25 protein-coding genes and 1 pseudogene are annotated in these 24793 nt (G+C 40.8%); 22 read left to right on the top strand and 4 right to left on the bottom strand.

The genetic code is table 11. The features are described from left to right. Positions 1 to 29 precede the first annotated feature (29 nt). Genes QFZ87_RS17410 through QFZ87_RS17400 form a run of 3 tightly spaced genes read left to right on the top strand, consistent with a single transcriptional unit; the run spans position 30 to position 3954 of the window. A complete protein-coding gene (locus QFZ87_RS17410; RefSeq protein ID WP_309867949.1) occupies positions 30 to 1628 on the top strand; it encodes a spore germination protein in 1599 nt (532 codons plus the stop codon). Continuing rightward, complete coding sequence (locus QFZ87_RS17405) at positions 1625 to 2830, top strand: Ger(x)C family spore germination protein (protein WP_309863952.1); 1206 nt, start codon at positions 1625 to 1627, stop codon at positions 2828 to 2830. Before QFZ87_RS17410 ends, QFZ87_RS17405 begins: the two co-directional genes overlap by 4 nt. A 23-nt stretch (positions 2831 to 2853) precedes the next feature. After that, complete coding sequence (locus tag QFZ87_RS17400; RefSeq protein WP_309863949.1) at positions 2854 to 3954, top strand: GerAB/ArcD/ProY family transporter; 1101 nt, start codon at positions 2854 to 2856, stop codon at positions 3952 to 3954. A 33-nt stretch (positions 3955 to 3987) separates the two neighbouring features. On the opposite strand, the gene QFZ87_RS17395 is transcribed toward QFZ87_RS17400, so the two are convergent. The 4 genes from QFZ87_RS17395 to QFZ87_RS17380 form a co-directional block, all read right to left on the bottom strand. Further along, positions 3988 to 5637, bottom strand: a complete 1650-nt coding sequence (locus QFZ87_RS17395; RefSeq protein ID WP_309863947.1) for a PAS domain-containing sensor histidine kinase — start codon at positions 5635 to 5637, stop codon at positions 3988 to 3990. Positions 5638 to 5809: 172 nt separating this feature from the next. After that, entirely contained in the window at positions 5810 to 6064 is a 255-nt protein-coding gene (locus QFZ87_RS17390; protein WP_309863944.1) for a YpbS family protein, read from the bottom strand. A gap of 34 nt (positions 6065 to 6098) precedes the next feature. After that, positions 6099 to 6602: a GNAT family N-acetyltransferase gene (locus tag QFZ87_RS17385; protein WP_309863942.1), complete on the bottom strand. Its 504-nt coding sequence runs from the start codon at positions 6600 to 6602 to the stop codon at positions 6099 to 6101. Positions 6603 to 6794: 192 nt separating this feature from the next. Continuing rightward, positions 6795 to 6947: a YpzG family protein gene (locus QFZ87_RS17380; RefSeq protein WP_308079755.1), complete on the bottom strand. Its 153-nt coding sequence runs from the start codon at positions 6945 to 6947 to the stop codon at positions 6795 to 6797. A 613-nt stretch (positions 6948 to 7560) separates the two neighbouring features. Between QFZ87_RS17380 and QFZ87_RS17375 the strand changes: the two genes are divergently transcribed. The 19 genes and pseudogenes from QFZ87_RS17375 to QFZ87_RS17285 all read left to right on the top strand — a co-directional run bounded on the left by QFZ87_RS17375 (position 7561) and on the right by QFZ87_RS17285 (position 24792). After that, positions 7561 to 7923, top strand: coding sequence for a DUF3147 family protein (locus QFZ87_RS17375; protein ID WP_309863938.1), 363 nt, complete (start codon positions 7561 to 7563; stop codon positions 7921 to 7923). Between the two features lie 18 nt (positions 7924 to 7941). Then, on the top strand, positions 7942 to 8316 hold the full coding sequence (locus QFZ87_RS17370) for a DUF3147 family protein (RefSeq protein WP_308079753.1): 375 nt from the start codon (positions 7942 to 7944) through the stop codon (positions 8314 to 8316). A gap of 197 nt (positions 8317 to 8513) precedes the next feature. Next, complete coding sequence (locus QFZ87_RS17365; RefSeq protein WP_309863930.1) at positions 8514 to 9692, top strand: acyl-CoA dehydrogenase family protein; 1179 nt, start codon at positions 8514 to 8516, stop codon at positions 9690 to 9692. A 231-nt stretch (positions 9693 to 9923) separates the two neighbouring features. Continuing rightward, entirely contained in the window at positions 9924 to 10688 is a 765-nt protein-coding gene (gene fabG, locus QFZ87_RS17360; protein ID WP_309863927.1) for a 3-oxoacyl-ACP reductase FabG, read from the top strand. Positions 10689 to 10708: 20 nt separating this feature from the next. Next, the gene (locus QFZ87_RS17355) at positions 10709 to 11158 is read left to right on the top strand and encodes a MaoC family dehydratase N-terminal domain-containing protein (RefSeq protein WP_309863925.1); all 450 of its coding nucleotides are present in this window, start codon (positions 10709 to 10711) and stop codon (positions 11156 to 11158) included. Next, a complete protein-coding gene (locus tag QFZ87_RS17350; protein WP_309863922.1) occupies positions 11155 to 11571 on the top strand; it encodes a MaoC/PaaZ C-terminal domain-containing protein in 417 nt (138 codons plus the stop codon). Before QFZ87_RS17355 ends, QFZ87_RS17350 begins: the two co-directional genes overlap by 4 nt. Before the next feature lie 121 nt (positions 11572 to 11692). Then, positions 11693 to 12448, top strand: a complete 756-nt coding sequence (locus tag QFZ87_RS17345; RefSeq protein WP_309863917.1) for a class II aldolase/adducin family protein — start codon at positions 11693 to 11695, stop codon at positions 12446 to 12448. 71 nt (positions 12449 to 12519) lie between these two features. Continuing rightward, the gene (locus tag QFZ87_RS17340) at positions 12520 to 13434 is read left to right on the top strand and encodes a ketopantoate reductase family protein (RefSeq protein WP_309863915.1); all 915 of its coding nucleotides are present in this window, start codon (positions 12520 to 12522) and stop codon (positions 13432 to 13434) included. A 17-nt stretch (positions 13435 to 13451) separates the two neighbouring features. Beyond that, the gene (locus QFZ87_RS17335) at positions 13452 to 15059 is read left to right on the top strand and encodes a long-chain-fatty-acid--CoA ligase (protein ID WP_309863912.1); all 1608 of its coding nucleotides are present in this window, start codon (positions 13452 to 13454) and stop codon (positions 15057 to 15059) included. A gap of 19 nt (positions 15060 to 15078) precedes the next feature. Beyond that, a complete protein-coding gene (locus QFZ87_RS17330) occupies positions 15079 to 16227 on the top strand; it encodes an acyl-CoA dehydrogenase family protein (protein WP_309863910.1) in 1149 nt (382 codons plus the stop codon). A gap of 23 nt (positions 16228 to 16250) precedes the next feature. Beyond that, positions 16251 to 17435, top strand: coding sequence for a thiolase family protein (locus QFZ87_RS17325; RefSeq protein ID WP_309863906.1), 1185 nt, complete (start codon positions 16251 to 16253; stop codon positions 17433 to 17435). Between the two features lie 13 nt (positions 17436 to 17448). After that, positions 17449 to 17832, top strand: coding sequence for a PaaI family thioesterase (locus tag QFZ87_RS17320; RefSeq protein WP_309863902.1), 384 nt, complete (start codon positions 17449 to 17451; stop codon positions 17830 to 17832). 18 nt (positions 17833 to 17850) lie between these two features. After that, positions 17851 to 18255 (top strand): PaaI family thioesterase, encoded by a 405-nt coding sequence (locus tag QFZ87_RS17315; protein WP_309863899.1) that lies wholly within the window; start codon positions 17851 to 17853, stop codon positions 18253 to 18255. Positions 18256 to 18458: 203 nt separating this feature from the next. Continuing rightward, positions 18459 to 19232 carry an SDR family oxidoreductase gene (locus QFZ87_RS17310; protein WP_309863896.1) on the top strand — a complete coding sequence of 258 codons (774 nt, stop codon included), beginning with the start codon at positions 18459 to 18461 and terminating at the stop codon, positions 19230 to 19232. A 32-nt stretch (positions 19233 to 19264) separates the two neighbouring features. Continuing rightward, the gene (locus QFZ87_RS17305; protein ID WP_309863894.1) at positions 19265 to 20434 is read left to right on the top strand and encodes a thiolase family protein; all 1170 of its coding nucleotides are present in this window, start codon (positions 19265 to 19267) and stop codon (positions 20432 to 20434) included. 72 nt (positions 20435 to 20506) lie between these two features. Beyond that, a complete protein-coding gene (locus QFZ87_RS17300; protein WP_309863891.1) occupies positions 20507 to 21094 on the top strand; it encodes a TetR/AcrR family transcriptional regulator in 588 nt (195 codons plus the stop codon). 27 nt (positions 21095 to 21121) lie between these two features. Beyond that, entirely contained in the window at positions 21122 to 22798 is a 1677-nt protein-coding gene (locus tag QFZ87_RS17295; protein WP_309863887.1) for a long-chain fatty acid--CoA ligase, read from the top strand. A 97-nt stretch (positions 22799 to 22895) separates the two neighbouring features. Further along, a complete protein-coding gene (locus tag QFZ87_RS17290; RefSeq protein ID WP_309863884.1) occupies positions 22896 to 23759 on the top strand; it encodes a branched-chain amino acid ABC transporter permease in 864 nt (287 codons plus the stop codon). Beyond that, positions 23759 to 24792, top strand: a pseudogene (locus QFZ87_RS17285) (branched-chain amino acid ABC transporter permease). The gene QFZ87_RS17290 and the pseudogene QFZ87_RS17285 overlap by 1 nt, the downstream one beginning before the upstream one ends. Position 24793 lies beyond the last annotated feature (1 nt).

Genomic DNA, 24793 nt, shown 5'->3' with positions numbered 1-24793 from the left:
GGTGGTAGCTTGTGTCGATCCTGTCAAGTATGTTGAAAAAGAAGCAAAAAAGGAGACAGAATGATAATTATAGACAGCAGCAAGATCCACTTAAGCCAGAGGATTTGCCGATCCATAGGGAATATAAGGATAATATTTCCCGCATAAAAGAAGAGTTTGGGAAAAGTGCTGATATCATCATTCGAGAAGTAAAGATAAGCAGCTATAAAGGAGCTCTTGTATTTGTTGATGGCTTAGCGGACAGTCATTCAATCAGTGACTTTATATTAGAATCTTTTATGGAAAAAGAACTTCCACTTGAGCGGTTTGATCTCTTTCAATACGTGATTGAGAAGGCTGTTGCTCTTGGCAGTATTTTGACGATTGATAATTGGAATCAGGTTTATGATAATTTGTTATCAGGAAATACGGTTATTTTTTTAGAAGGTCACAACCAGGCCATTAGTGCGGAGACGAAGGGGTGGGAAAAGCGGGCCATTTCTGAACCAACAACACAACTCTCTATACGGGGACCTAAGGATTCCTTCACAGAAACACTCCGTACAAATACAGCTTTAATACGGAGAAGAATAAAAAGTCCTAATTTATGGATGGAATCGATGAAATTAGGCACGGTAACACAAACTGACATTGCGTTGATGTATATTAAAGGAATTGCAAATGAGAAAATTATATCTGAAATTAAGGAAAGATTAAATCGAATTGATATTGACGGGATTATTGCCTCAGGCTTTATTGAGCAATTAATTGAAGATCAAACCTGGACAACTTTTCCGACTACCTATCATACTGAAAGACCAGACGTGGTTACTTCTCATTTACTTGAAGGGCGAATTGCCATTATTGTTGATGGCACACCATTTGTACTTACCGCGCCTGCGATTTTTATTCAATTTTTCCAGGCGCCAGACGACTATTATTCACGTTTTGATATTTCAACGGGTATCAGGATCCTAAGAATCTTGGCTTTTTTGATTGCCCTTATTGGACCCGCAACCTACATAGCTGCTACAACCTTTCATCAAGAAATGATTCCAACTACCATGGCCATTGCGATTGCGGCCCAAAGAGAAAGTGTTCCCTTTCCTGCCTTTGTTGAAGCATTAATCATGGAGGTTACATTTGAAATTTTACGGGAGGCAGGCTTAAGACTTCCGCGCGCTGTCGGTCAGGCCGTTTCCATTGTGGGTGCGCTCGTTATTGGGCAAGCTGCCGTGCAAGCAGGGTTCGTTTCCCCAGTAATGGTTATCGTTGTATCAATTACGGCTATTGCAAACTTCTCAACACCTATTTTTGCGATGGCAATTGCAGCTAGACTGCTTCGCTTTGCGTTAATGGGACTTGCCACCATTCTAGGCTTTTATGGAATGATGCTAGGACTAATGTTTATAGCGATACATTTATGTTCGCTCCGCTCGTTCGGAATTCCTTATATGATGCCGATTGCCCCTTTTAGCATCCGAAACCAGCAGGACGTATTTCTCCGGTTTCCTATTTGGGCTTTTAAAAATAGACCACAATTTATTAGTCAAGGCAATATAGTTAGAACAGGGGAAAATCAAAAGCCAGGACCACCTAAAGCTGATGAGCAACAAAAGGATCAATCAGATAAAGGTGATCAGTCATGAAAAAATGTATAAATACTATACTAATTTTGCTTTTGCTTTTACCTGTTCTTAGTGGATGCTGGAATCAGAAGGAATTGACGGACCTGGCTTTTGTTATGGCATTGGGAATTGACAAAGGTAAGGAAAAGAAATTTAATTTGTCTTTTCAACTTGTGAATCCAAGCAATGTCTCATCTGGTCAAACAGGTGGAGGTAACGGACTGCCCATTGCAGTTTATAAAAGCTCTGGGGATACGATCACTGAAGCGGCAAGAAATGCTACCAAGAAGGTTTCAAGAAGGCTGTATTATGCACATACAAACGTGGTGGTCATAAGCGAAGAGGTAGCAAAGGAAAGCTTGCTATATGTGCTGGATGCGTTGGACCGGGATCCTGAATTTCGAACCACAACAGAATTAGTCATAGCGAGAGGTTCAAAAGCAGAGGATATAGTAACGACGTTGACTATTTTGGACCGACTTCCAGTAACTAAAATTACAAAGCAAATTAAATTCTCAGAATCTATGCTTGGTGAAAATATAAGCTTAAATATTGACGATTTTCTTATTGGATTACTTAGTAAGGGGAAACAGCCCATTGCAAATGGTTATAGGCTTGTTGGCGACAAACCAAAAGCAAGGAAAGCTGAAAATCTTCAAAAGACCACAACCGATGCTTTTCTTCAATCTGATGGCTTAGCCGTTTTTAATAAGGGAATATTACGGGGCTGGATCAACCATGACAAAGCACGTGGTATTGTATGGGTTCTCGATAAAGTACAAAGTACGGATATTAATATTAACTGGGAAGGAAAGAAAAATGCGCTTTCCATTGCACCCATTCGTTCTAAAACAAAGGTTTCTGTTCGTATTGTGAATGACAAACCGATAATTAATGTAAAGAATGAGAATGAAGGGTGGATTAGCGAAGCCAATACGGCAATAGATTTAGATAATCCAGAAATCATCGCTCAAATTGAAAAATTAACGGAGAAGGAAATAACCAGGCAGATCCGAGCCTCGGTGAAGGAAGCGCAAAAGTTAAAGTCAGATATTTTAGGATTTGGTGAAAAGGTTCACATAGAAAATCCTCCTTTATGGAAGAAAATACAAGGAAATTGGGATGAAGAATTTGCAGATTTACAAGTGAATGTCCATGTAGATTCTTATATTCGCAGACAAGGAATTCGAACAAAGCCATTTTGGTCAAATATGCAGCAATAGCTCTTTGGAAAGGGGGATATGGAGTGGAGAAAGCAAAAATAAAGGCGTCACAATTATTCGTGCTTGTTGTGCTGTTTGAGATGGGCAGTGCGATACTTGTAGGTCTTGGAGCACAGGCGAAACAAGATGCATGGATAAGCATTTTGCTCGGTTTAGTGGGCGGATTAGGAGTTTTCTTAATATACTATCGTTTGTTTCTCTACTATCCAGATCTTCCTATTACGAGCTATGTACAACAGATAACCGGAAAATGGATAGGACGAATGATTGGTTTCTTTTACGTTATTTATTTTTTATATTGCGCATCTAGGGTGTTACGGGACTTTGGAGAATTATTAACGTCAACTATATATACAAATACACCGTTAATTGTTATTAATTGTTTAATGATTGTGACAATTATTTACGCTATACATAAAGGATTTGAGGTTATTGCAAGAGTAGGGGAACTGTTCTTTATGATTATATATATAATGGCAGTTGTCGGCTTTTTACTTGTCTTATTTTCGGGACTAATTCATTTACAAAATCTAAGGCCCGTATTAGAAAACGGATTTATGCCAATTGTAAAGACGTTTCTTGGTGAAACAATCACATTTCCATTTGGTGAAATGGTTGTATTTACGATGTTACTTCCATACATTAATGATCCGAAAAAGGTAAAGATTGTTTGTATGGGCGGGATGATATTAAGTGGAATTAATATCACCATAACAGCGGTTATTAATATTGCGGCACTTGGAACGGAGCTTTTTGTGAGAGCAAATTTCCCGCTGTTAACCACCATTAGTAAAATCCGAATAGCTGAATTTATCGAACGGCTGGATGTGTTCTTTATGCTTTATCTAATTGTAGGCGGTTTCTTTAAGATTACGTTATATTTCTATGCGGGAGTTGCGGGAGCAGCAGATATATTCAAATTTGATAAACTCCGAAACCTCAGTGTTCCACTAGGGGCCTTTGTTCTATTTTCCTCAGTAACAATTGCATCTAATTATGCGGAGCACATAAAAGAAGGACTTCGTATCGTACCAATTTATTTACATTGGCCATTTCAAATTATAATTCCGTCGATGCTACTGGTGGTTGCCTTTTTTCGGAATCGGAAAAAGAAAGCAAGCTAATGAAAAAGACTGCCTTTTTGGGCAGTCTTTATTTTAGTTCTTTTTAGAGTTATGTTGCTTAATTGGTAACACTATGCTGACAGTTGTACCAAGGTTTTTTTGACTATCAAAATGAATGGTTCCCTTGTGTGATTGAACAATTTTATAACTTACAGTTAAACCTAATCCAGTCCCTTTTTCCTTTGAGGAATAGAAAGGTTCCCCAAGTTTTTCTAATCTCTCTTTTGAGATGCCGCAACCACTGTCCTTAATCGTAATACAAACCTTCTCTACTGCTTGCTCGACACTAATCGTTACCGATTTACCTTGTTGGGATGCCTCTATCGCATTTTTAATAATATTTATAAATAATTGCTTTAATTGGTTTGGTTCACATTCAAGTATAAGAGGTTCTTTCGGAAAATTAGAATTAATTTGGATATTATATAAGCTTGCTTCTGTACTAAGCAACGAAATAACATCCTTCAATAGTTTATGAATATCTGCGTTTGTAAACTTAAGAACCTGTGGTTTTGCTAAGAGAAGAAGCTCTCCTACAATATGATTAATCCGATCGAGCTCGTCTAACATGATTTGGTAGTAATATTGATGCTTCTTATCTTCCATTTGTAAAAGCTGCACAAAACCCTTTAAGGATGTAAGGGGATTCCTAATTTCGTGAGCAACACTCGCAGAAAGTTCACCAACGACAGAAAGTTTTTCTGTTCTTCTAAGGCGTTCCTCGGTTTTTCTTAAAGTAGTCACATCTCGTCCATAGCCAATAATACCAGTAATGGCACCTTCAATATTGATAGGGAGTGATGTACATTGTAACGTAATCATCTCTCCATTTGCATGGGGTATATTTAATTCGTACATAACAGGTTTAACCTCTTCGACAACAGAGGCAATGAACTGATTGACATGCCTTTGATACTTCTTCGATAATAAGGATTTTACATTTTTCCCAATGATATCATCTCTGTTAAATCCAGTAATGACCTCGAAGTGAGGATTGAGATTCGTAATATTTCCTTTCAAATCCATTAGATAAACAATATCAGGACTGTATTCAAATAATGATTTATACTGCTGTTGGCTTACCAAGAGTTCTCTAGCCATTTTCTTTTTCTCGGTAATATCACGCCCAATAATGACCAGACCCTGCCTGCTACCATCTGGATTGAAAAGAGGGACTTTAATCGTATCAAAGGTTTTTGTCGTTCCGTCTGGGACTGGAAGAACTTCTTCAATCCGAATAATTTCTCCATTTTTCCATGCTTCCTCATCTGAGATTTCACAGTACCGGAGGGCATCTGCATAAAAATCTGTATACTCGGCTAATTCGGAGTCCTTTTTGCCACGATAATCCACATGTTCTAGCTGAAACAATTGCAAACCAAAATTATTGGCCTCAATCCATCGTCCTTCTCCATCCTTAAAATTAACAAAGTCAACCATCGCGTTAATTAAGGTGGATAAACGCTTTTGGTCTTCTCGTGAGACGGATAATTCATTGGTCTTATTAATGAAGAAATAAATGAAGCCTCCAGTAATAAGTATATAAAGGACCTCTTTAGATCGTTCAATAATCCAAATAAGCGAAGTAGGAACGAATGTTTCGATAAGATAATTTGAACCATATATCCAAATTAAACTACCTAAGAAATAGAATAGGACTAGTTTTAATTTTTGTTTCTGCATGGAAATCTCCAGTTCTTTCAAGGAAACATGTTCTCCTAGAATGAGTAATATATATCTATTGTATATAGTACTAAAAAATTATTTATTTTGGAATAATGCAATACTGGAAAAAAGCAGAGGAGCACTTAGATGCAGCCTCTGCTTTATTATTTTGGTATTTAATTGATGCGTGTTAAGACCTTAATGCATATTCTTTGACCATTTCTTTTGTGACGAGCTTGCGGAAAGGAATGATCCCTTGCTTTGCCAGAGCATTAATTTGATTTGTCATTTCATTAATTTTATCGGTTGTGAACTCTTTTCCCTGCTTGCATAAAAATAACGCTTCTTCGATATAAAGCTCTCTTTGCTGGTCGAGCAGTAGGAATCGATTAATCTTTAGGTTTTGCTTGTTTACATGTTCTGATATTTCTTTATGTACGCTCATGTTTTTCATCTCCTATGGTTGATTCATTTAAGTATTAGTATATTCTTCTGCCAAGTATGAGCAGATCTCTTTCAATGCCGTCAAGTTCTGCAATCTTCGGAAGATGTGCCCATTTTTCAAAGCCAAAGCTGTTAAAAAGCTTTATGCTGGGTTCATTATGGCCAAAGATAAAACCAAGTAAGGTCTTAATTTCAAGGGCTGGGCAAGCATCTATTGCTTTTTGTATAAGAAACTTACCGAGTTTCTTTCCACGAAAATCCTGATGAATATATATACTGATTTCAGCTGTTCCATTATAGGCTGGTCTGCCATAAAACGACTGATAACTTACCCAACCGCAAATTGATCCTTGACTTTCGACTACCCAAAGTGGACGAAAGGAAGGGGAGTGCTCGTGAAACCATGGGGTCCGGCTCTCAACAGTTACTGGCTCAAGGTCAGCGGTAACCATTCTCCCAGCGATGGTTGAATTGTATATGTCAACGATAATCGGTAAATCCCTTATTTCTGCGTCTCTTATTGTGAAAGCATCGTACATACTCTAGTCCACTCCATTAGATAATAATTTAATTAGATTTTATGATATCCTTCTATACATACATTTTCAATCATAATTTTACGTTCACTTCATATTAAAAGAAAAAAGCTGACTCATTGTGTTGAGTCAGCCTTCTTCTTAATGGAGGCGGCGATCTGTGTCACCCCATCATTCGTTTCGATGCCATTACACCTACCAACGGTGTGCTTTGGCATTACTCCTTAAGATGATTGTGTTTTGCGTCACCTGTGTTTGCCCATTCACCTGCGATTTCTGGCGCTTTGGTCTTGTAAACGTGTGGTGAAAAAGCTCTGAGTGTGGATCCAAATGATCTCTGTAGCTCATCTAAAATCACCTCATCATAGGATTTGAAACGATGATATTCGCTATGGAACATCATTATTATCATTTGTAAAAAGAACAGAAATTACTCACTTATTTAAATAACTGTGATGCATGAAAAAAGATGGAATGGTTTATTCTAATGAAGCAGAACGAACTATCTAAAAATAAAATTAGACGGACTATCTTTGATTTAGTGGATGAAGGACAAAATGGGATCTGATTACAAAGTTTTTGTCTTTCATACGGTTGATGAAGGACAAAACTTGATTTGAATACAAAGTTTTTGTCTTTCATACGGTTGATGAAGGACAAAATTCGAATTGAACACAAAGATTTTGTCTTTCATACGGTTGATGAAGGACAAAACTCGATTTGAATCCAAAGGTTTTGTCTTTCATACGGTTGATGAAGGACAAAATTCGAATTGAATCCAAAGGTTTTGTCTTTCATACGTTGATGAACACAAAATAGATCAAATGAAACCGCTTCAAAAACATTAATAAAGTGTTCACATGTATCGTCATAAAATTGAGGTACAATGAATACGTAAATTAGTTTGTGAGATTATTCACGTAACTAAAATAACAGCGTGGTAAACAAAAGAGGCGAACAAATGATGGCACATCTATCAATAAGCGCACTTCTCATACGATTCCTTTTGGGTGGTTTAGCAGTAGTCGCTTGTACAGTAGTAGCAAAAAAATTGGGAGAAAAAGCAGGAGGAATTTTTGCAGCCTTTCCTGCAGTGTATCTTGCGGCATTATTAACAATAGGACTTGATTTTCATGGTGGGCAGCTGATTTCACATTCAATAATGTTATCCAGGGGAGCTATCTTTGGAATGGCAATCAACATCATAGTTGCGCTTATCGCAGGATATCTATTACCGAAAGTAGGCTGGAAGCGGGGCATCCTTCAATCCATGGCTTTCTGGTTCACTATATCACTAGTAGTTGTCATTATTACATCCCACTAAACGAAAAAGGTGACATATATGAATAAACAGGACTTATTTATTCGATTCCTACTCGGTGGAACTGCAGTTTCACTAAGTTATTTAATTACAATCATTTCACCGTGGAAGATGCTAGCTGGAATTTTTGCAGCTTTTCCTGCCGTAATGCTAACAGCTGTTATCATGGTCGGCATTGCTTCCGGTACAAAGAAAGCAACCAATATTGCAAGAGGATCTGTATATGGAATGATGGGCGGGATTATTTGCGTAATCACGGTCCTCCTTACCTTGCAATCCACTAGTAATTGGCTCTTAAGTATTACCATAGGATTGCTATCATGGCTAACAAGCTCCATTGCTATCTCTACATTAAGAGAACGTATGGCAATAAAAAAAGCCGTCCACCACATATAATTTGTTAAAAAAATCCTTCAGCGTAATTAGAGCTGAAGGATTTTTTTAACAAGTTTCATCACTTTTAACTTGTGTTATCTGAAATTTCGGAATAAAATAAAATTAACATACCAACCGGTAGGTATGTTTTCGGATAACCTATCATATACTTTCTAAGAAGAAAAACTAGAATACAAGAATAGAATGGAGTGAAGGAAATGCATTTACGTTTGACCGACGAGCAAAAAATGGTGCAGAAAACAATTAGAAGATTTGTTGAAAAAGAACTCATTCCACTTGAAAACGACGTATTAAGAAACGAACGAGAAGGTAAACCAAGCCTCCCGCCAGGAAAATTAAAAGAGCTTCAATTAAAGGCAAAGGAAGCAGGCTTCTGGGGCATTAATACACCTGAAGAATACGGCGGTGCTGACTTAGGACAAATGATGATGGCCATCGTGTTGATGGAAGTCTCGAAAACCTTTGTCCCATTTCAGTTTGGCGGCTCTGCAGATAATATTCTGTACTATGGAAATGAAGAACAAAAACAAAAATATTTAATTCCAACCATCAATGGTGAGAAAAAGTCTTGCTTCGCGATGACTGAACCTGGGGCGGGATCTGATACACAAAATATCAAAATGACAGCAGTCAAGGATGGAAATGAATGGGTATTGAATGGTGAGAAAACATTTATCACAGGCGGTAATGAAGCCGACTTCGTTATGGTTATTGCGATTACAGATAAAGAAAAGCATCAAGAAACACGTGGCCGAGAAGGTGTGACCTGCTTTATTGCCGACCGCGATATGGGCTGGAAATCGGAGTATATACATACGATGGGAGAATGGGGTCCAGCCGGCTTAGTATTTGATAATGTTCGTGTTCCTGAGGAAAATATCCTAGGTGAATTACACAAGGGCTATAATCTGGGACTTGAATGGATTGGTTTTGCAAGATGGATTGTTGGTGCAAGAGCAGTTGGATCGGCAGAGCGTTTATTGCAAATGGCAATTGATTATTCGAAAGAACGAATTACCTTTGGCAAACCAATTGCAGAAAGACAAGCTATCCAATGGCAAATCGCGGATTCTGCTGTTGAACTTGAGGCTGCAAGATGGTTAGTTTTAAACGCCGCGTTTACGCTAGACCAAGGGGAAGATAACCGTCACCTCGCTTCCATGGCGAAACTATACGGCTCGAATATGGGGAATAGAGTAGTTGACCGTGTCCTACAAATTCATGGCGGGATGGGCTACACAAGAGAATTGCCAATTGAGCGCTGGTACCGGGAAGCTCGGCTTTGGAGAATTTACGATGGTACCGATGAAATCCAGCGCATGATTATCGCACGTAACCTTATTAAGGGGCACGTAAAGATTGGTCAATACGTTTAAATTGTAAGCGCTATCTAAAAAGAAGCCTATGTTAAAGAAGATTGCTGATTTTTTACGTCATGTTGATTGGAACGGAAGGCGCGAAGACTCCTGTGGGAGTACGGTTCAGGGGAGACCCCGCAGGCGCATGCGCCGAGGAGGCTCGCCGAAACGCCCACGGAAAGCGAAGCGCCTGGAGTGGAAATCAACAGACAAATTTAATAAAGCCAAAAGAAATCAGGAGGAGTAGAAATGGCAGGTAGATTTGATGGAAAAGTAGCATTTGTAACAGGCGGAAGCCGTGGAATTGGAAAAGGGATTGTTGAGCTTTTCGCAGAAGAAGGAGCAAAAGTAGCCTTTATCGACCTAAATGAAGAAGCATTAAGCCAAACAACTAGTGAATTAAAAGAAAAAGGGTATGAAGTATACTCTAAAGTGGCAAACGTTACCGATGCCGAGCAGGTAGAAAATGCGGTAAAAGAGGTTTACGAAACCTTCGGATCGGTTGACGTTCTAGTAAATAATGCGGGAGTCATCCGTGACAATCTATTATTTAAAATGACAGATTCTGATTGGCAAACAGTCATGGATGTACATTTAAAAGGCTCATTTAATGCGGCACGTGCCGTACAAAAATATATGGTGGAACAAAAATATGGACGTATCATTAATATTTCTTCCACTTCTGCCCTTGGTAATCGCGGCCAAGCCAACTATGCTGCCGCCAAAGCTGGCTTGCAGGGCTTCACGAAAACACTTGCAATTGAATTGGGAAAATACGGCATTACAGCCAACTCCGTAGCACCAGGCTTTATCGAAACAGAAATGACGAAAGAAACCGCTGCAAGAATTGGAATTCCATTTGAGCATCTTATTCAAGCAAGCGTTGCTAATATTCCAGTTGGAAGAAGTGGAAAGCCAGCGGATATTGCCAATGCTGTAGCCTTCTTTGCAGACGAAAGATCGTCCTTTGTTAATGGACAGGTAATCTATGTGGCCGGCGGACCAAAATGCTAATGATGTGAGGTGAGGATGAATTGTTTAAAGATCAAATAGGTAAACAATCAAACAAGGTAAAAAATACTGTTGAAAGAGGAGCCGTCAAGAAATTTGCGGAAGCTATTGGCGACCTTCATCCGATTTATGTTGATGAGGACACTGGAAGACTGTCTCGTTATAAAAACAATATTGCCCCTCCCACTTTCCCAAGAGTATTCGATTATGGAGTAGTTGATGGCTTGAACCTGCCTAATAAAGGCTTAATTCACGGGGAACAAACCTTTCACTATGCACGACCATTATTGGTTGGGGAAGACGTTTATTGCTATTCCAAGGTAAAAAACTACTTTGAGAAAAAAGGGAATTTTGGTGAAATGGGATTCCTTGTCCTTGAAAGCTTTGGTGAGGACGAGGCAGGGAATGTCATCTTTAGTTCAACTTCAACAGTTGTCATATCTGAAGCTGTGAGGAAGGTGTTGGTAAAGTGAGTACACTAGCACATTTACAAGTGGGAGAGTCAATTAATGAGGTTCAGCTTGCCCCTGTTTCAAGGATGGATCTTATTAAATATTCAGGTGCTTCAGGGGATTTTAACCCAATTCACACCATTGATGAGGAAGCCAAAAAAGCGGGGCTGCCAGGAATCATTGCACATGGAATGTGGACTATGGGAAATTTGGCAAAGCTCTTCACTTATTATTATGAAGAGGGGTTTGTTAAAGATTACTCCATCCGCTTTAAAGGCATGGTGTTTTTAAATGATGTCGTTACGCTCAAAGCAACGTTAAAAGAAAAACAGGAAAACAGCCTCCGTTTCCAGGTTCAAGCAGTGAACCAGCAAGGGAATGAGGTGTTAAAGGGTGAGGTAGTTTATCACCAATACGAAGTGGTTAGAGAATAATAGGATTAGTAAAAGTACCCGGCATGGAGGAGGTTTCTCGCCTTCATGCTGGGTTTATTTCTATCAAATTCCAGGGAAGTATGAATGAATATTAGTAAAGGGTGATGAAATGACGACCAAAATGAAAGTGAGCTATCAGCCGCCAGTTTTTTCGACAGTAGAGGAAGAAAGGCTGCATTTAAAACAAAAGTTAGCCGCCGCCTTTCGATTGTTTTCTAAGTTTGGCTTTGATGAAGGGGTTGCAGGACATATTACTGCACGTGATCCAGAGCGGAAGGATCATTTTTGGGTGAATCCTTTTGGCATGCACTTTAGTCAAATCTGTGCCTCTGATTTAATTCTCTGTAATCATGAAGGCGAAGTAGTGGAAGGACATTATCCTGTAAACCGAGCTGCCTTTGCCATCCATTCTCAAGTCCATGCTGCACGGCCTGATGTGATTGCTGCTGCCCATGCTCATTCTGTTTATGGTAAATCCTGGTCTTCCCTTGGGCGTCTCCTTGACCCAATCACACAGGATGCTTGTGCTTTCTATCGTGATCATTCCTTATACGACGACTTTACCGGTGTGGTTCTAGAAATCGAAGAAGGAAAACGGATTGGGAAAGCACTTGGAAACAATAAGGCATGTATTTTAAGAAACCACGGATTGCTGACGGTTGGTGGATCAGTGGATGAAGCGGCATGGTGGTTTATTACGATGGAACGTTCCTGTCAGGCGCAGCTTCTTGCAGAGTCAGCAGGCAAGCCAGTTGTCATTGATGATGAAGATGCAAAAGCCACCTATGAAACAGTAGGCGTTCGTACTGCTGGCTGGTTCCAATTTCAGCCATTATGGAATCGAATCGTGAAAGAACAGCCGGATCTTTTAGAATAATGACCCTGATCTGAAAAGAGGACACATGCTCTTTTCAGATGTATACATACGGATTTTTGGGAGGATTGGCAATGAAAATAGGTGTAGCAGGTACCGGTGCAGTAGGAGGTTATTTCGGTTCCCTCTTAAAAAAAGCGGGAAACGAAGTCATTTTTCTAGCCCGAGGAAAGAATTTGGAAAGAATGCAGGCAGTAGGATTAACGGTTGAGAGTGAAGTGGCACGTTTCACAGTTGACGGAGATTTTACAGACAGGTATGAGTCGTTTGTGGATATTGACCTCTTGCTATTTTGTGTTAAATCAACCGATACCATAGAGGTTGCGGAAAAATTCCGACCGCTGTTAAAAGCATCCTGCTTGATTATGACCCTCCAAAACGGAGTGGATAATGAAGAAATTCTAAGTGAAATCTTTGGTAAAGAACGAATTGTATCTGCAGCTACGTATATTCAAGCAATGGTGACGGATACGGGTGTGGTGAAGCAAATTGGTGTTCCTCCACAGTTAGTTATTGGCACTTTAGACAGTCAGTTGGCGGAAAAAGCAAATGAGATTTCCACCTTGTTTAATGCTGCTAATATCATAACCTATCCATCTAGCAATATTTTACACATTAAGTGGAAAAAGCTACTTTGGAATGTCACCTTTAACCCGTTAACTGCCTTAATGGAAGTAAAGGTTGGCGCAATTTACGACGATGAAGGTCTATATCAAACAGCTCTAACCATCTGTAAAGAGGCAATCGCTGTCGCCAATGCCGCTGGAATGGAAATCGAAGTAGATTTCTATGAAACGATTTTCGCTCAAGGGAACCTTGCGAAAGAACATCAACCCTCCATGCTCCAGGATAAATTGAAAGGGAAAGCTTTGGAGGTAGAATCCATCAGCGGATACATCGTAAGAAAAGGAAGAGAAGTAAAGGTGGATACCCCTGTTTTGGGAACTATCTATCATCTTTTAAGTTATCAAACTAAAAAAAGCTTCTAATAGCGAGGTGAAATGACTTGGAAGTACAACAAGATCGTCCCTGGATGGATTATTACCCGGAGACCACGATCCTTTCTTTTGAGATTCCGGAATGTAACCTATATACATTGTTAGAAAAGACGGTAGAAAAATACGGTGAGCAAATTGCTATTATTTATGAAGAAGAAAAGATCACATACAACCAATTGAAGAACCAAGTAGACCGACTTGCAAACGCTTGGAAACAGCTCGGGATTCAAAAAGGGGAGCGGCTGGGTTTAATGGTTTCGAATCAGCCTTTCTATGTGATTTCCTATTATGCAGCATTAAAACTTGGAATGATTGTCGTTCAAATTAATCCGCATTATACCCCACGAGAATTACTTGAAATTTTCCATGACTCAGATGTAGCTTATTTAGTTTCAGAGCATGAAAACATAGAAAAAGTAACATACCTACAAAAATCCTATTCCTTTAGAGATATTTTCGTAACAGAAAGAACGATAGAATCAGAATGCTTTTCATGTATTCTCGATTTAATCCGTCATGCCGAACCATTACAAGAAACATGTTCCATCACTGCTAAGGAAGATATTGCTGTTATTCAATACACAGGTGGTACCACGGGGAAAAAGAAAGGGGCCATGCTTACTCATTTTAATTTACTCGCCAATGTCATTCAAAGTAAGGCTCTCTACGGCGAGCGAATGTTCGTTGGTGAAGAAACCATTTTAACTGCAACTCCGCTTTATCATGTGTACGGAATGACAAGTGGAATGAACCTTGGTATATATATCGGTGCCACGAATGTGGTAGTGAATAAATTTGATATTAAAAAGGTACTTGAAGTAATTCAAGCCCACAGACCGACGTTTTTCCCTGGTGTACCCAAAATGTATAATGCCTTTGTTCATTACCCTGAGATAGACCGCTACGATTTAACCTGTTTTAAAATGTGCTCAAGTGGTTCCGCACCACTTCCAGTTGAAATTATCAAGAAATTTAGAGGGTTGACGGGCGTTTCAATCGGAGAAGGTTATGGGCTTTCCGAAACCTCTCCCACGACGCATAGAAATCCGCCAGAAGGGTTGACGAAAATAGGAAGTATTGGAATTCCTGTGCCAAAAACAGATTGTCGAATTGTGGATGACAATGGCGAGGACCTACCAGAGAAAAGTATTGGGGAATTATTGATTAAGGGTCCACAGGTGATGCTGGGCTACTGGAATAAGCCGGAGGAAACCAAACAGGCCCTTCGCGATGGTTGGTTCTATACTGGTGACCTCGCAACGATGGATGAGGACGGTTATTTTTATATCGTTGGCAGGAAAAAAGAAATGATTATTGTCGGTGGCTTTAATGTGTACCCTCAAGAAGTGGAAGGGATCCTTTATGAACATCCAGATGTACTCGATGCTGCAGTGGTAGGTATCCCTGATAAAGATTCTGGTGAGCTGGTAAAGGCATTTATCGTGCCAAAAGCCGGAGCTGAAATCAATAGTAACGAGTTAAAGAGTTACTGCTATCAACATCTTACTCGATACAAGGTACCCAAACAATTTGAAATCATTGATTCTCTGCCGCGTAATGCAGTAGGAAAAGTATTAAAACGAGTTCTACTAGAAGAGGCAAAAAATCGAGTGTAAGTACATTTGGAGGTGTCACATGAATTTCGAATTAGATGAAGACATTCTTTTTATGAAAAAGAACGTCAGGGATTTCATTCAGACAGAGGTAGAAGCAGTCGCCATGCAAATTGAAGAAGAGAACCACATACCGGAAAGGATTATTCAGCTGTCAAAAGAGATGGGCCTCTTTGGTCTAAGTATTCCGGAAGAATATGGCGGTCTTGGAATTGGAATGGTCGGTAAATGCGCCTTATACGAAGAAATCGGTCAAACACATAACGGATATACGACTTTAATTGGAGCCCATACCGGTATCGGATCAGTAGGAATTGTAGAAATGGGGAACGAAGAGCAAAAGAGAAGATATTTACCTGATATGGCAAATGGGGATAAAATCGGTGCCTTCGCTTTAACCGAGCCTGCCGCCGGTTCTAATGCCGCCAATTTAAAAACAACAGCTGTTAGAAAAGGGAATACTTACGTTCTTAACGGTTTAAAACATTATATTACTAACGCAACTGAAGCAAGCGTTTTTACAGTGATGGCGGTAACCGACCCGGAAAAAGGAGCCAAGGGAATTACCTCGTTTATTGTAGAAAAGGATTTTCCAGGGTTTCAGGTCGGTGCGGTTGAGAAAAAAATGGGCTTACGTGGATCACATTCAGCGGAATTAATCTTTGAAGATTGTGAGGTTCCAGTTGAAAACGTGCTCGGTGTAGAGGGTCAAGGCTACGTGAATGCGTTGAAAATTTTAGCAAACGGCCGTGCAGGCTTGGCCTCTCGTAATCTTGGTTCCTGTCAAAAGCTTTTGGACATGTCAACCAGATATGCCAAAGAACGGATTCAATTTGGAAAGCCGATTATCTCAAACCAGGCCGTGAGCCATATGCTGGCAGAGATGGCGGTGGAAATAGAAGCGTTAAGGTCGTTTACTTACCGGGTAGCATGGATGGTTGATCAAGGAATGAAGGTCATTAAAGAGGCGGCCATGTTAAAGCTATACGGATCAGAGGTTTACAACCGGGTAGCAGATAAAGCCGTACAAATCCACGGGGGCCTTGGCTATATTGCGGATTACCCAGTGGAACGCTTTTATCGTGATGCAAGGATTACGAGAATCTATGAAGGAACATCAGAGATTCAGAAAAATATCATTGCTGCCCAGTTAGAAAAAGAATACAGCTAATCTAGTAATATAGGAGGATATTCATGAATGATATTGTGATTCTTAGTGCCGTTCGTACACCAGTCGGCAGGTATGGCGGTGCATTAAAAAGTATGAATTCAGGGACTCTTGCTTCTATCGTCATTAAAGAGGCGGTGAAAAGAGCAGGAATTACCACCGATCAGGTCGATGAAGTTATTTTAGGCGAAGTTCGCCAATCCACTGAATCCTCCAATGTTGCTAGGGTCGGTGCATTACGAGCAGGGGTCCCTGAAACCGTACCGGCGTTTACCATTAACCGCTTATGTGCATCAGGGCTGCAGGCTATTGCATCAGGTGCCCAGCAAATCTCTAGCGGACAAGCGGAAATCGTTGTGGCGGGTGGAACAGAAAGCATGAGCAATGCCCCTCTTTATCTAAGAAACTCTCGATTCGGCGGTGATAACACAAAACTAATCGATTCCAATACGGAAGCGGGACAGCAGCCTCAGGAAATCTATGGAAGTCAGTTAGGAATGGGGATCACTGCTGAAAATGTCGCTGAGAGATTTTCGATTTCACGGGAGGATCAAGATGCTTTTGCATATGAGAGTCAATTACGGGCAACGGTAGCTATTAAAAGTAACCGGTTTGAGGATGAAATCGTCCCCGTTGAGGTGAAAGGAAAAAAGAGTTCTATTACCTTTTCGGTGGATGAACATCCAAGACCGGAAACCACGATTGAAACATTAAGAAAGCTTAAACCTGTTTTTAAAGAGAATGGCACGGTCACGGCTGGTAATGCCTGTGGACGTAATGACGGGGCAGCTGCCTTAGTGTTAACGTCTCGTAGCCATGCAGATGGAATGGGTTTGAAGCCAATGGCTAGAATCGTGGATTGGTCAGTGGTCGGAGTCTCACCAGAGGTTATGGGAATTGGTCCGGTGCCAGCTGTGAAAAAACTATTGGAACGAACAGGGTTTACACTTGCTGATATTGATTTATTTGAGTTAAATGAAGCCTTCGCCTCTCAGGCATTAGCTGTAATTCGTGAATTAAATCTTGATCCGGATAAGGTGAATGTGAACGGAGGTGCGATTGCACTTGGACATCCCCTTGGGGCCACCGGTGCAAAAATCATCACTACTTTAATTTACGAACTAACCCAGCAACAGAAAAAAAGAGGCATAGCCACTTTATGTGTTGGCGGAGGACAGGGAATGGCCATGATGGTAGAGATTACTACTTAAAGGAGAAAGACGAATGAAAATGCCCGAAACTACATCAACATTTTTCGACTATATGGGTTTTAGTGGTGAATGGTCGGATGCGTTTCAGTTAGAAATCGGCATGCAGCCGCATTTGCTTCAGGATGACGGAACCGTTCATCCTGGGGTATTCTCCACCATGCTTGATATTATAATGGGAGCAAACATCTCTTTAGAGACCCAGTCATTCGCCGCTACCATTAACCTAAATCTATCATTCTTTGATCTTTTACCAAAAGAAAATTATCGTGCAGAAACAACGATAGTGAACCAAGACGGAAAATATGTCATGGCGGAAGGGACTATTTTCGATCAAAATCATTCGCTTATTGCGAAAGGGATAGGGACATTTAAAACAAGTCCAATTATACAAGGGTAGTAAGTAGGTGGGGATAAATTGTCGGTCTTGAATACGGAGCTTCATAAATATATAGAGAATAATCCGTTCAATAACCATATCGGTTTTGAACTAGTAACTGAAAAGAATGATGAAATCCTTCTTAAGCTTTCACTGAAAAGAGAGCTCCTAAATACTAATAAAACAGTTCACGGAGGAGTACACGCCTCCATGCTGGATGCCGTGCAATCCATCGTTCTTCGATCGATTTATCAATCCCCGGTAGCAGCAATGAATTTAGATGTCCATTATTTTTCACCAGCTAATTCTGGCCATCTCTTTGCTAAAGCCAAAATCCTTCAAAAGGGTTATAAACTGGCTACTATTGAAGCGGAAATAGTAGACGATCATCAACAATTGATAGCAAAAGGAACTGGCATCTATCGGATTATTAGAAAAGGATAGGGTCCAGAAGACTTTTCTACTATACTAATGAGGAATTTGTCGAATGACTAGATGTTGAATATTCTAAAAATTTTTACTATTATAAGATTAATAACATACCAACTAGTTAGTATGTTTGAGATGATTTAAATTAAGCTTTTTGGATGAATGAACTTTATGAAAAGACGATACCAATTGAGTTGATAGAAATAGGAGGAAATAGAATGCACGTAAAAGATCTTTTTGATCTCAAAGGAAAAGTAGCCATTGTTACAGGTGGTGGTCGAGGATTAGGACAGCAAATTGCCGAAGGATTTGCGGAAGCAGGGGCAAACGTAGTGGTCTGTTCCAGAAGACTGGAGGCTTGTGAAGAAGTGAGTGAAGGGCTGAAGAAGCTTGGGGTTGAGAGCTTTGCATTACAATGTGATGTTACAAATCCTGAAGATGTCAAACATGTCGTTGAGAAGACCGTTGAAAAATTCGGAAGGATTGATATTCTCGTCAACAACAGTGGCGCATCATGGGGAGCTCCAGTCGAAGAAATGCCACTTGAGGCTTGGTACAAGGTAATGAATGTGAATGTTACGGGCACCTTTTTAATGAGTCAGGCTGCTGGAAAAGTGATGCTTGAGCAGAAATCAGGAAAAATTATTAATATCGCTTCGGTTGCGGGTTTAAAAGGCAGTAACCCAAAATATATGAATGCTATTGGCTATAACGCAAGTAAAGGAGCCGTTATTACGTTTACGAAGGACTTGGCTGTGAAATGGGGACCAGAGGGTATCTATGTGAATGCGATTGCTCCAGGCTTTTTCCCAACAAAAATGTCCAAAGGGTTACTAGACCAAGGTGGAGAAGCGATTCTCGAAGGCACACCATTAAGAAAATTTGGCTCGAATACTGACCTTAAAGGTGTGGCGTTATTTTTAGCATCGCCTGCCTCTGATTTTGTAACCGGTGACATTATTGTAGTTGATGGCGGAGCACATGCCATGTAATGACATATTCCAAAAACTAGGGGGGTTACACAATGAAAAGAGATGCAGTAATTGTTTCAGCCGTACGGACGGCGATTGGTAGACAGGGAGGTGCACTTGCAGGTGTTCCAGCCCATGTCTTAGGTGCTGAGGTCATTAAAGAAGCAGTAAAACGAGCAAAGATTCAGCCTGAAATGATTGACGATGTGATTTTCGGCAATGTGCTTTCAGGTGGAGGAAATATTGCTAGATTAACAGCTTTACAGACAGGATTATCGCTAGATTTACCTGGGTTAACGGTGGACCGGCAGTGCGGATCGGGAATTAACGCGATTAATCTTGCCGCGCAAGCGATTCGGGCCGGAGACGGAGATGTGTATATTGCCGGTGGGACGGAAAGTATGAGCCGGGCTCCTTATTTGATGGATCGTCCAGAAAAACCGTACAGTCCTATGCCGCCAAGTTTCAGGAAGTCTCAACTGTCTCCAAAGGAAATTGGCGACCCTCCAATGGGGATTACTGCTGAAAATCTCGTTGAAAAATACCAAATTTCACGGGAGGAACAGGATCAATTTTCCCTCCAAAGTCAACAGCGGATGGCAGTTGCGATGGAGGAAGGACGGTTTGAAGAACAAATTGTGCCAATCACCATTCCTGTAAAAAAGGGTGAACCTGTTGTATTTAATACAGATGAACACCCAAGACCACAAACGACTTATGAGGCATTGGCGAAGCTGCAGCCTGCGTTTCTAAAGGGTGGAACGGTCACTGCTGGAAACAGTTCAGGATTAAATGATGCCGCATCGGCCCTTGTCATTATGTCGAGAGAAAAGGCAGAAGAATTAAATCTCACTCCGCTTGCGGTTGTTCGTCACTATGCTGTCGCAGGTGTTGATCCAAATATTATGGGTATTGGGCCAGTTCCTGCCGTAAGAAAGGTAATGGAAAAGTCTGGTCTATCCATCGGAGAAATGGACTTAATTGAAATTAATGAAGCGTTTGCCTCACAGGTACTCGCATGTAACCGCGAGCTTGGTATGGATCTTGAAAAGGTAAATGTGAATGGTGGAGCCATTGCCCATGGACATCCACTAGGTGCTACAGGGGCCATCCTCGTCACAAAGGCAGTCTATGAACTAAAACGGTCAGAGGGACGATACGCCCTCATTACCGCCTGTATTGGCGGAGGCCAGGGAATTGCCACCATTATTGAACGCGAATAATACCGCGGTGAGGTTGATTCAATCGCAAGGGAGTCAACCTCACCCAGGGTTATTGCCGAAAGGAAATATCCAATGAAGCGAAAATTAATGGAGACTGGAATCCAGTTGTTTGATCAAAATGGATTTAAATCCACGTCTGTACAGGATATTGTTCAATCGCTGGGTGTGACGAAGGGAACCTTTTACTATTATTTTAGCAGTAAGGAAGAACTGCTAAAGGATATCCACTTAACCTATATCGAGGAACTGGTAAAAAAACAGGAAGTAATCCTCAATAATCCTTACTCTGATTGTATAAAAAAGCTATATGAGATTGTGTTTATGCTAATCAGCAGTATCAAGACGGAACGACCGAGCGCCCGCATTTTTTCAAGGGAAATGCGGCATCTAAGTGAAAAATATATTGAGGAAATCAAAGAAAAACGGACGCTGTTTCGGAAAAATACACAAAGACTAATTGAAGATGGTATTCATCAAGGCAGATTTAAATCAGGTCTTCGCGCTGATATCCTAACGATGGGAATTCTGGGAATAACGAATTGGAGTTTTTATTGGTTTAACCCAACTGGGGAAGTCCCGGAGGAGAAAGTCGTGGAGATTTATGTAGATATGATCTTAAATGGAATCGCTAAAAATGACAGCGTTTACAACAAAATCTAATATTCTATTTAATTAGGAGGATATGCAATGCTTACTCTTCATTACGAATACTGGCCAAAAATCTCTAAATCATTGAAAGTTCCTGCAACCTCTCTTTATGACAACCTACGAGTGAGTGCTGCCCGTTATCCGGACCAGGCTGCCATTTTTTATTACGGAAATAAGCTCTCCTATCAACAGCTGGATGAGGAAGTCAATGCACTTGCCGGATACCTACAACATAAGCTTGGGGTAAAAACGGGTGAAAAAGTATTGCTTTTCATGCAAAATTCACCGCAATTTGTGATAGGTTATTATGCGATTTTAAGAGCAAATGCCGTGGTTGTTCCGATCAATCCGATGTTAGTTGCCGATGAATTAGAATTTTACGTGCGAGACTGTGAAATCAAGACAGCTCTTGCAGGTCAAGAATTATATGACCGAGTCCGTCCATTATTAGGTACGACTACACTAGAAAACTTACTGCTTGCAGCCTATTCAGATTATGCAGGGACCGGGTTTGAAGCGATGCTTCCAAAAGAGGTGGAAGCTCCAAGTGTGCCATTTTCTGAGGCTGGTCACTATCTTTGGAACGATGCCATTCAAGCTAAGATAGCTCCATCTGAACATACAGCAAAGGGAGATGACCTAGCAGTCCTACCATATACATCGGGAACAACAGGTCTCCCAAAAGGCTGTATGCACACAAATCGGACGGTAAATGCAAATACTGTAGGCGCTTATCATTGGTCAAATACTACACCAAACGCAGTGCATTTAATGTCCCTACCGCTTTTTCATGTAACAGGGATGGTCCACAGTATGCATATGCCGATCTACAGCGGTAGTACAATGGTCATTCTGACAAGATGGAATCGAGATGCGGCAGTAGAAATGATTAAAAGTCTTCAATGTACCCATTGGGTAACAATTGCCACGATGATCGTCGATTTCTTAGCCAATCCAAAGCTGAAAGCAGAGGATATCTCCTCTTTAACCTCTATTTCTGGTGGAGGTGCTGCCCTTCCTGAGGCGGTAGGGGAAAAGCTATTTAAGTTATCGGGTTTACGGTTTGTCGAGGGCTACGGTTTATCTGAAACGATAGCTCAAACGCATTTCAATCCAGCAGAGCGTCCAAAGATGCAATGTCTTGGAATTCCCTCCTTTGATGTCGATGCCAAAATTATCGAGCCAGCGACAGGAAAAGAGCTGGGTGTCGGGGAAGTAGGGGAAATTATCGTCAATGGCCCGCAGGTAATGGTTGGTTACTTTAACCGCGACGATGAAAATAGAAGTGCTTTTATCGAAATAGACGGAAAATCGTATTTTAGAACAGGTGATATCGGCCGCTATGATGAAGAAGGCTATTTCTTCATGGTTGATCGTGTGAAACGGATGATTAACGCATCTGGTTATAAGGTATGGCCAACAGAAGTGGAATCGTATCTGTATAAGCACCCAGCCATTCAGCAGGCTTGTGTGGTGGGCGTACCTGATCCAAGAAGAGGGGAGACGGTGAAGGCTTTCGTTATATTAAACGAAGGCTTTGAAGGAAAAGTGAGCGAAGAGGAAATTATTGAGTGGTCGAAACAGCATATGGCTGCCTATAAATACCCAAGACTCATAGAATTCCGGAAGCAGTTCCCAATGACCTCAAGTGGAAAAATTTTATGGCGTACGCTTCAGGAAGAAGAAAAAGAGAAGGTAACAAATAAAGTACAGTAATCATTTGGTTGAGAAAAGGGAGCTGACCGAATGGAACGCTCCCATAAAGAAGTATTTTATATGAATTGAAATTTCAAAAAAGTATAAGGGGGAAGCTATGGAGATTCTTATTCAGCAGCTGTTTAATGGCTTAACCATTGGAAGCGTTTATGCCCTTGTTGCCTTAGGTTTAACGCTCGTTTATGGTATCCTGCACATTCCAAATTTTGCGCATGGAGCATTATACATGATGGGTGGATACATAACCTTAACGATGATGACCAAGTTTGGGCTTCATTATTGGGTCGCTATTTTTGTTTCAATTCTAGTTGTGGGTCTTCTTGGTGTCATGATGGAACGGTTTGTCTTTCACCCGCTTAGAGAAGCACCGCCAATCCACGACAAAATTGCTGCCATTGGAATTCTCTTATTCTTAGAAGCTTTCGCCCAATTTTATTGGGGGGCAGAATATCAAAGTATGCCTACTCCCTATGGGCAAGTCGTTCAAATCCTAGGATTGACGTTTACGATGCAGCGGATCTTGATTGTTGTTGCAGCCATTGTCGTCATGATTCTTCTCTATCTTTTCTTGAAAAAAACCTTCACAGGGGCAACCATCATTGCCATGTCACAAAATCGGGAAGGCGCCAACCTGGTTGGTATTAACACAAACAAGGTGGCCATGTTAACTTTTATGATTTCTGGCGGGCTTGCTGCCATTGCATCCTCACTATCTGCACCTATTAATCTAGTGTTTCCAGGAATGGGACAGCTAGTTATTCTAAAAGCCTTTGTTATCATTATCCTCGGTGGTATGGGAAGTATCCCGGGAGCCATTGTAGGTGGATATATTTTAGGCTTTAGTGAAAGCCTAGGCGCAACCTACATTTCAAACGACTACAAAGACATCATCGCTTTCGTTCTTCTTGTGATTATCTTAACAGTAAAACCAACAGGCTTGTTCTCAAAGGGGGGACACTAATGGGAAAAGTATGGAATCAAAGAAATATAATCATTGCTTTAATCCTATTCGCCATCGGTTTCCCTTTAGTATCAAATAATAATTACTTCATCCACATCATGACGCTTGCTTTTATATGGATGATTGGCGTGTACGGGTTAAATTTACTTGCCGGATATACAGGATATCTATCACTGGCACATGCGGGATTCTTTGGGATAGGTGCTTATTCGTTAGGAATCTTGACCGTAAAAGCGGGCATGAATTTCTGGGGAGCGTTCTTCTTATCCTTGGTAATTACTAGTTTTCTAGGATTCCTCGTCGGTTTAATCGCCCTACGGACGAAAGAACACTTCTTCGCAATTTATACGTTGTGCCTGGGATATATTATCTATCTCATTATTGATAAATGGGACAGTTTAACAGAAGGTGTCCGTGGATTGATAGGCATTCCTGCACCAGCAGGGTTGGGTCCTATTACCTTTGAAACAGAGATTTCACACTATTATTTAGTGTTGTTCTTCGTACTTCTCGTGGTTTTGGTTATGTACCGAATTATTCACTCCCTGTCAGGTCGGACGTATGTTGCGATTCGAAACAGTGAAGATTTAGCACAAACCATTGGGATATCCACGATGAAAAATAAACTAACAGTCTTTGTGTTGTCTACACTTTTTGCCGGATTATCCGGAGCCCTATATGCATCATTTGTTCGTTTTATCGGTCCAGATATTGGTGCAATCACCATCACCTTTGATTTACTAAAACTTATTTACTTGTTGGCGGAATTGGTACGCTAAGCGGTCCACTGGTCGGCACATTGCTTATTGTTTGGCTGTCACAGCAACTACAAGAGTTTCAGCAGTACCGAATGCTTATTTTCGGCCCAGTCTTAACCCTACTCGTCATTTTCTATCCCCGTGGAATTGTGGGAGCGATTTCAAGTGGGGTGGCTAAACGGAGGGCGAAAAAAGAACAGCTGCAGCTTACTAGTACAGCCCGTGCTAGCGGCAAGCCATTCATCGACCGTGAAAAGCAAGTAGAGGAGGTATAGG

It is taken from the genome of Bacillus sp. SLBN-46, from assembly GCF_031453555.1.
Taxonomy (GTDB): domain Bacteria; phylum Bacillota; class Bacilli; order Bacillales; family Cytobacillaceae; genus Neobacillus.
This window is presented reverse-complemented; position numbering and strand designations above follow the sequence as displayed.

Bases quoted from the DNA above. Each gene is read 5' to 3' on its own strand.
- QFZ87_RS17410 (WP_309867949.1), top strand. From the start codon at position 30: ATGTTGAAAAAGAAGCAAAAAAGGAGACAGAATGATAATTATAGACAG.
- QFZ87_RS17405 (WP_309863952.1), top strand. From the start codon at position 1,625: ATGAAAAAATGTATAAATACTATACTAATTTTGCTTTTGCTTTTACCT.
- QFZ87_RS17395 (WP_309863947.1), bottom strand. From the start codon at position 5,637: ATGCAGAAACAAAAATTAAAACTAGTCCTATTCTATTTCTTAGGTAGT.
- QFZ87_RS17390 (WP_309863944.1), bottom strand. From the start codon at position 6,064: ATGAGCGTACATAAAGAAATATCAGAACATGTAAACAAGCAAAACCTA.
- QFZ87_RS17385 (WP_309863942.1), bottom strand. From the start codon at position 6,602: ATGTACGATGCTTTCACAATAAGAGACGCAGAAATAAGGGATTTACCG.
- QFZ87_RS17380 (WP_308079755.1), bottom strand. From the start codon at position 6,947: ATGAGCTACAGAGATCATTTGGATCCACACTCAGAGCTTTTTCACCAC.
- QFZ87_RS17375 (WP_309863938.1), top strand. From the start codon at position 7,561: ATGATGGCACATCTATCAATAAGCGCACTTCTCATACGATTCCTTTTG.
- QFZ87_RS17370 (WP_308079753.1), top strand. From the start codon at position 7,942: ATGAATAAACAGGACTTATTTATTCGATTCCTACTCGGTGGAACTGCA.
- QFZ87_RS17365 (WP_309863930.1), top strand. From the start codon at position 8,514: ATGCATTTACGTTTGACCGACGAGCAAAAAATGGTGCAGAAAACAATT.
- fabG (WP_309863927.1), top strand. From the start codon at position 9,924: ATGGCAGGTAGATTTGATGGAAAAGTAGCATTTGTAACAGGCGGAAGC.
- QFZ87_RS17345 (WP_309863917.1), top strand. From the start codon at position 11,693: ATGAAAGTGAGCTATCAGCCGCCAGTTTTTTCGACAGTAGAGGAAGAA.
- QFZ87_RS17340 (WP_309863915.1), top strand. From the start codon at position 12,520: ATGAAAATAGGTGTAGCAGGTACCGGTGCAGTAGGAGGTTATTTCGGT.
- QFZ87_RS17330 (WP_309863910.1), top strand. From the start codon at position 15,079: ATGAATTTCGAATTAGATGAAGACATTCTTTTTATGAAAAAGAACGTC.
- QFZ87_RS17325 (WP_309863906.1), top strand. From the start codon at position 16,251: ATGAATGATATTGTGATTCTTAGTGCCGTTCGTACACCAGTCGGCAGG.
- QFZ87_RS17320 (WP_309863902.1), top strand. From the start codon at position 17,449: ATGAAAATGCCCGAAACTACATCAACATTTTTCGACTATATGGGTTTT.
- QFZ87_RS17310 (WP_309863896.1), top strand. From the start codon at position 18,459: ATGCACGTAAAAGATCTTTTTGATCTCAAAGGAAAAGTAGCCATTGTT.
- QFZ87_RS17305 (WP_309863894.1), top strand. From the start codon at position 19,265: ATGAAAAGAGATGCAGTAATTGTTTCAGCCGTACGGACGGCGATTGGT.
- QFZ87_RS17300 (WP_309863891.1), top strand. From the start codon at position 20,507: ATGAAGCGAAAATTAATGGAGACTGGAATCCAGTTGTTTGATCAAAAT.
- QFZ87_RS17295 (WP_309863887.1), top strand. From the start codon at position 21,122: ATGCTTACTCTTCATTACGAATACTGGCCAAAAATCTCTAAATCATTG.
- QFZ87_RS17290 (WP_309863884.1), top strand. From the start codon at position 22,896: ATGGAGATTCTTATTCAGCAGCTGTTTAATGGCTTAACCATTGGAAGC.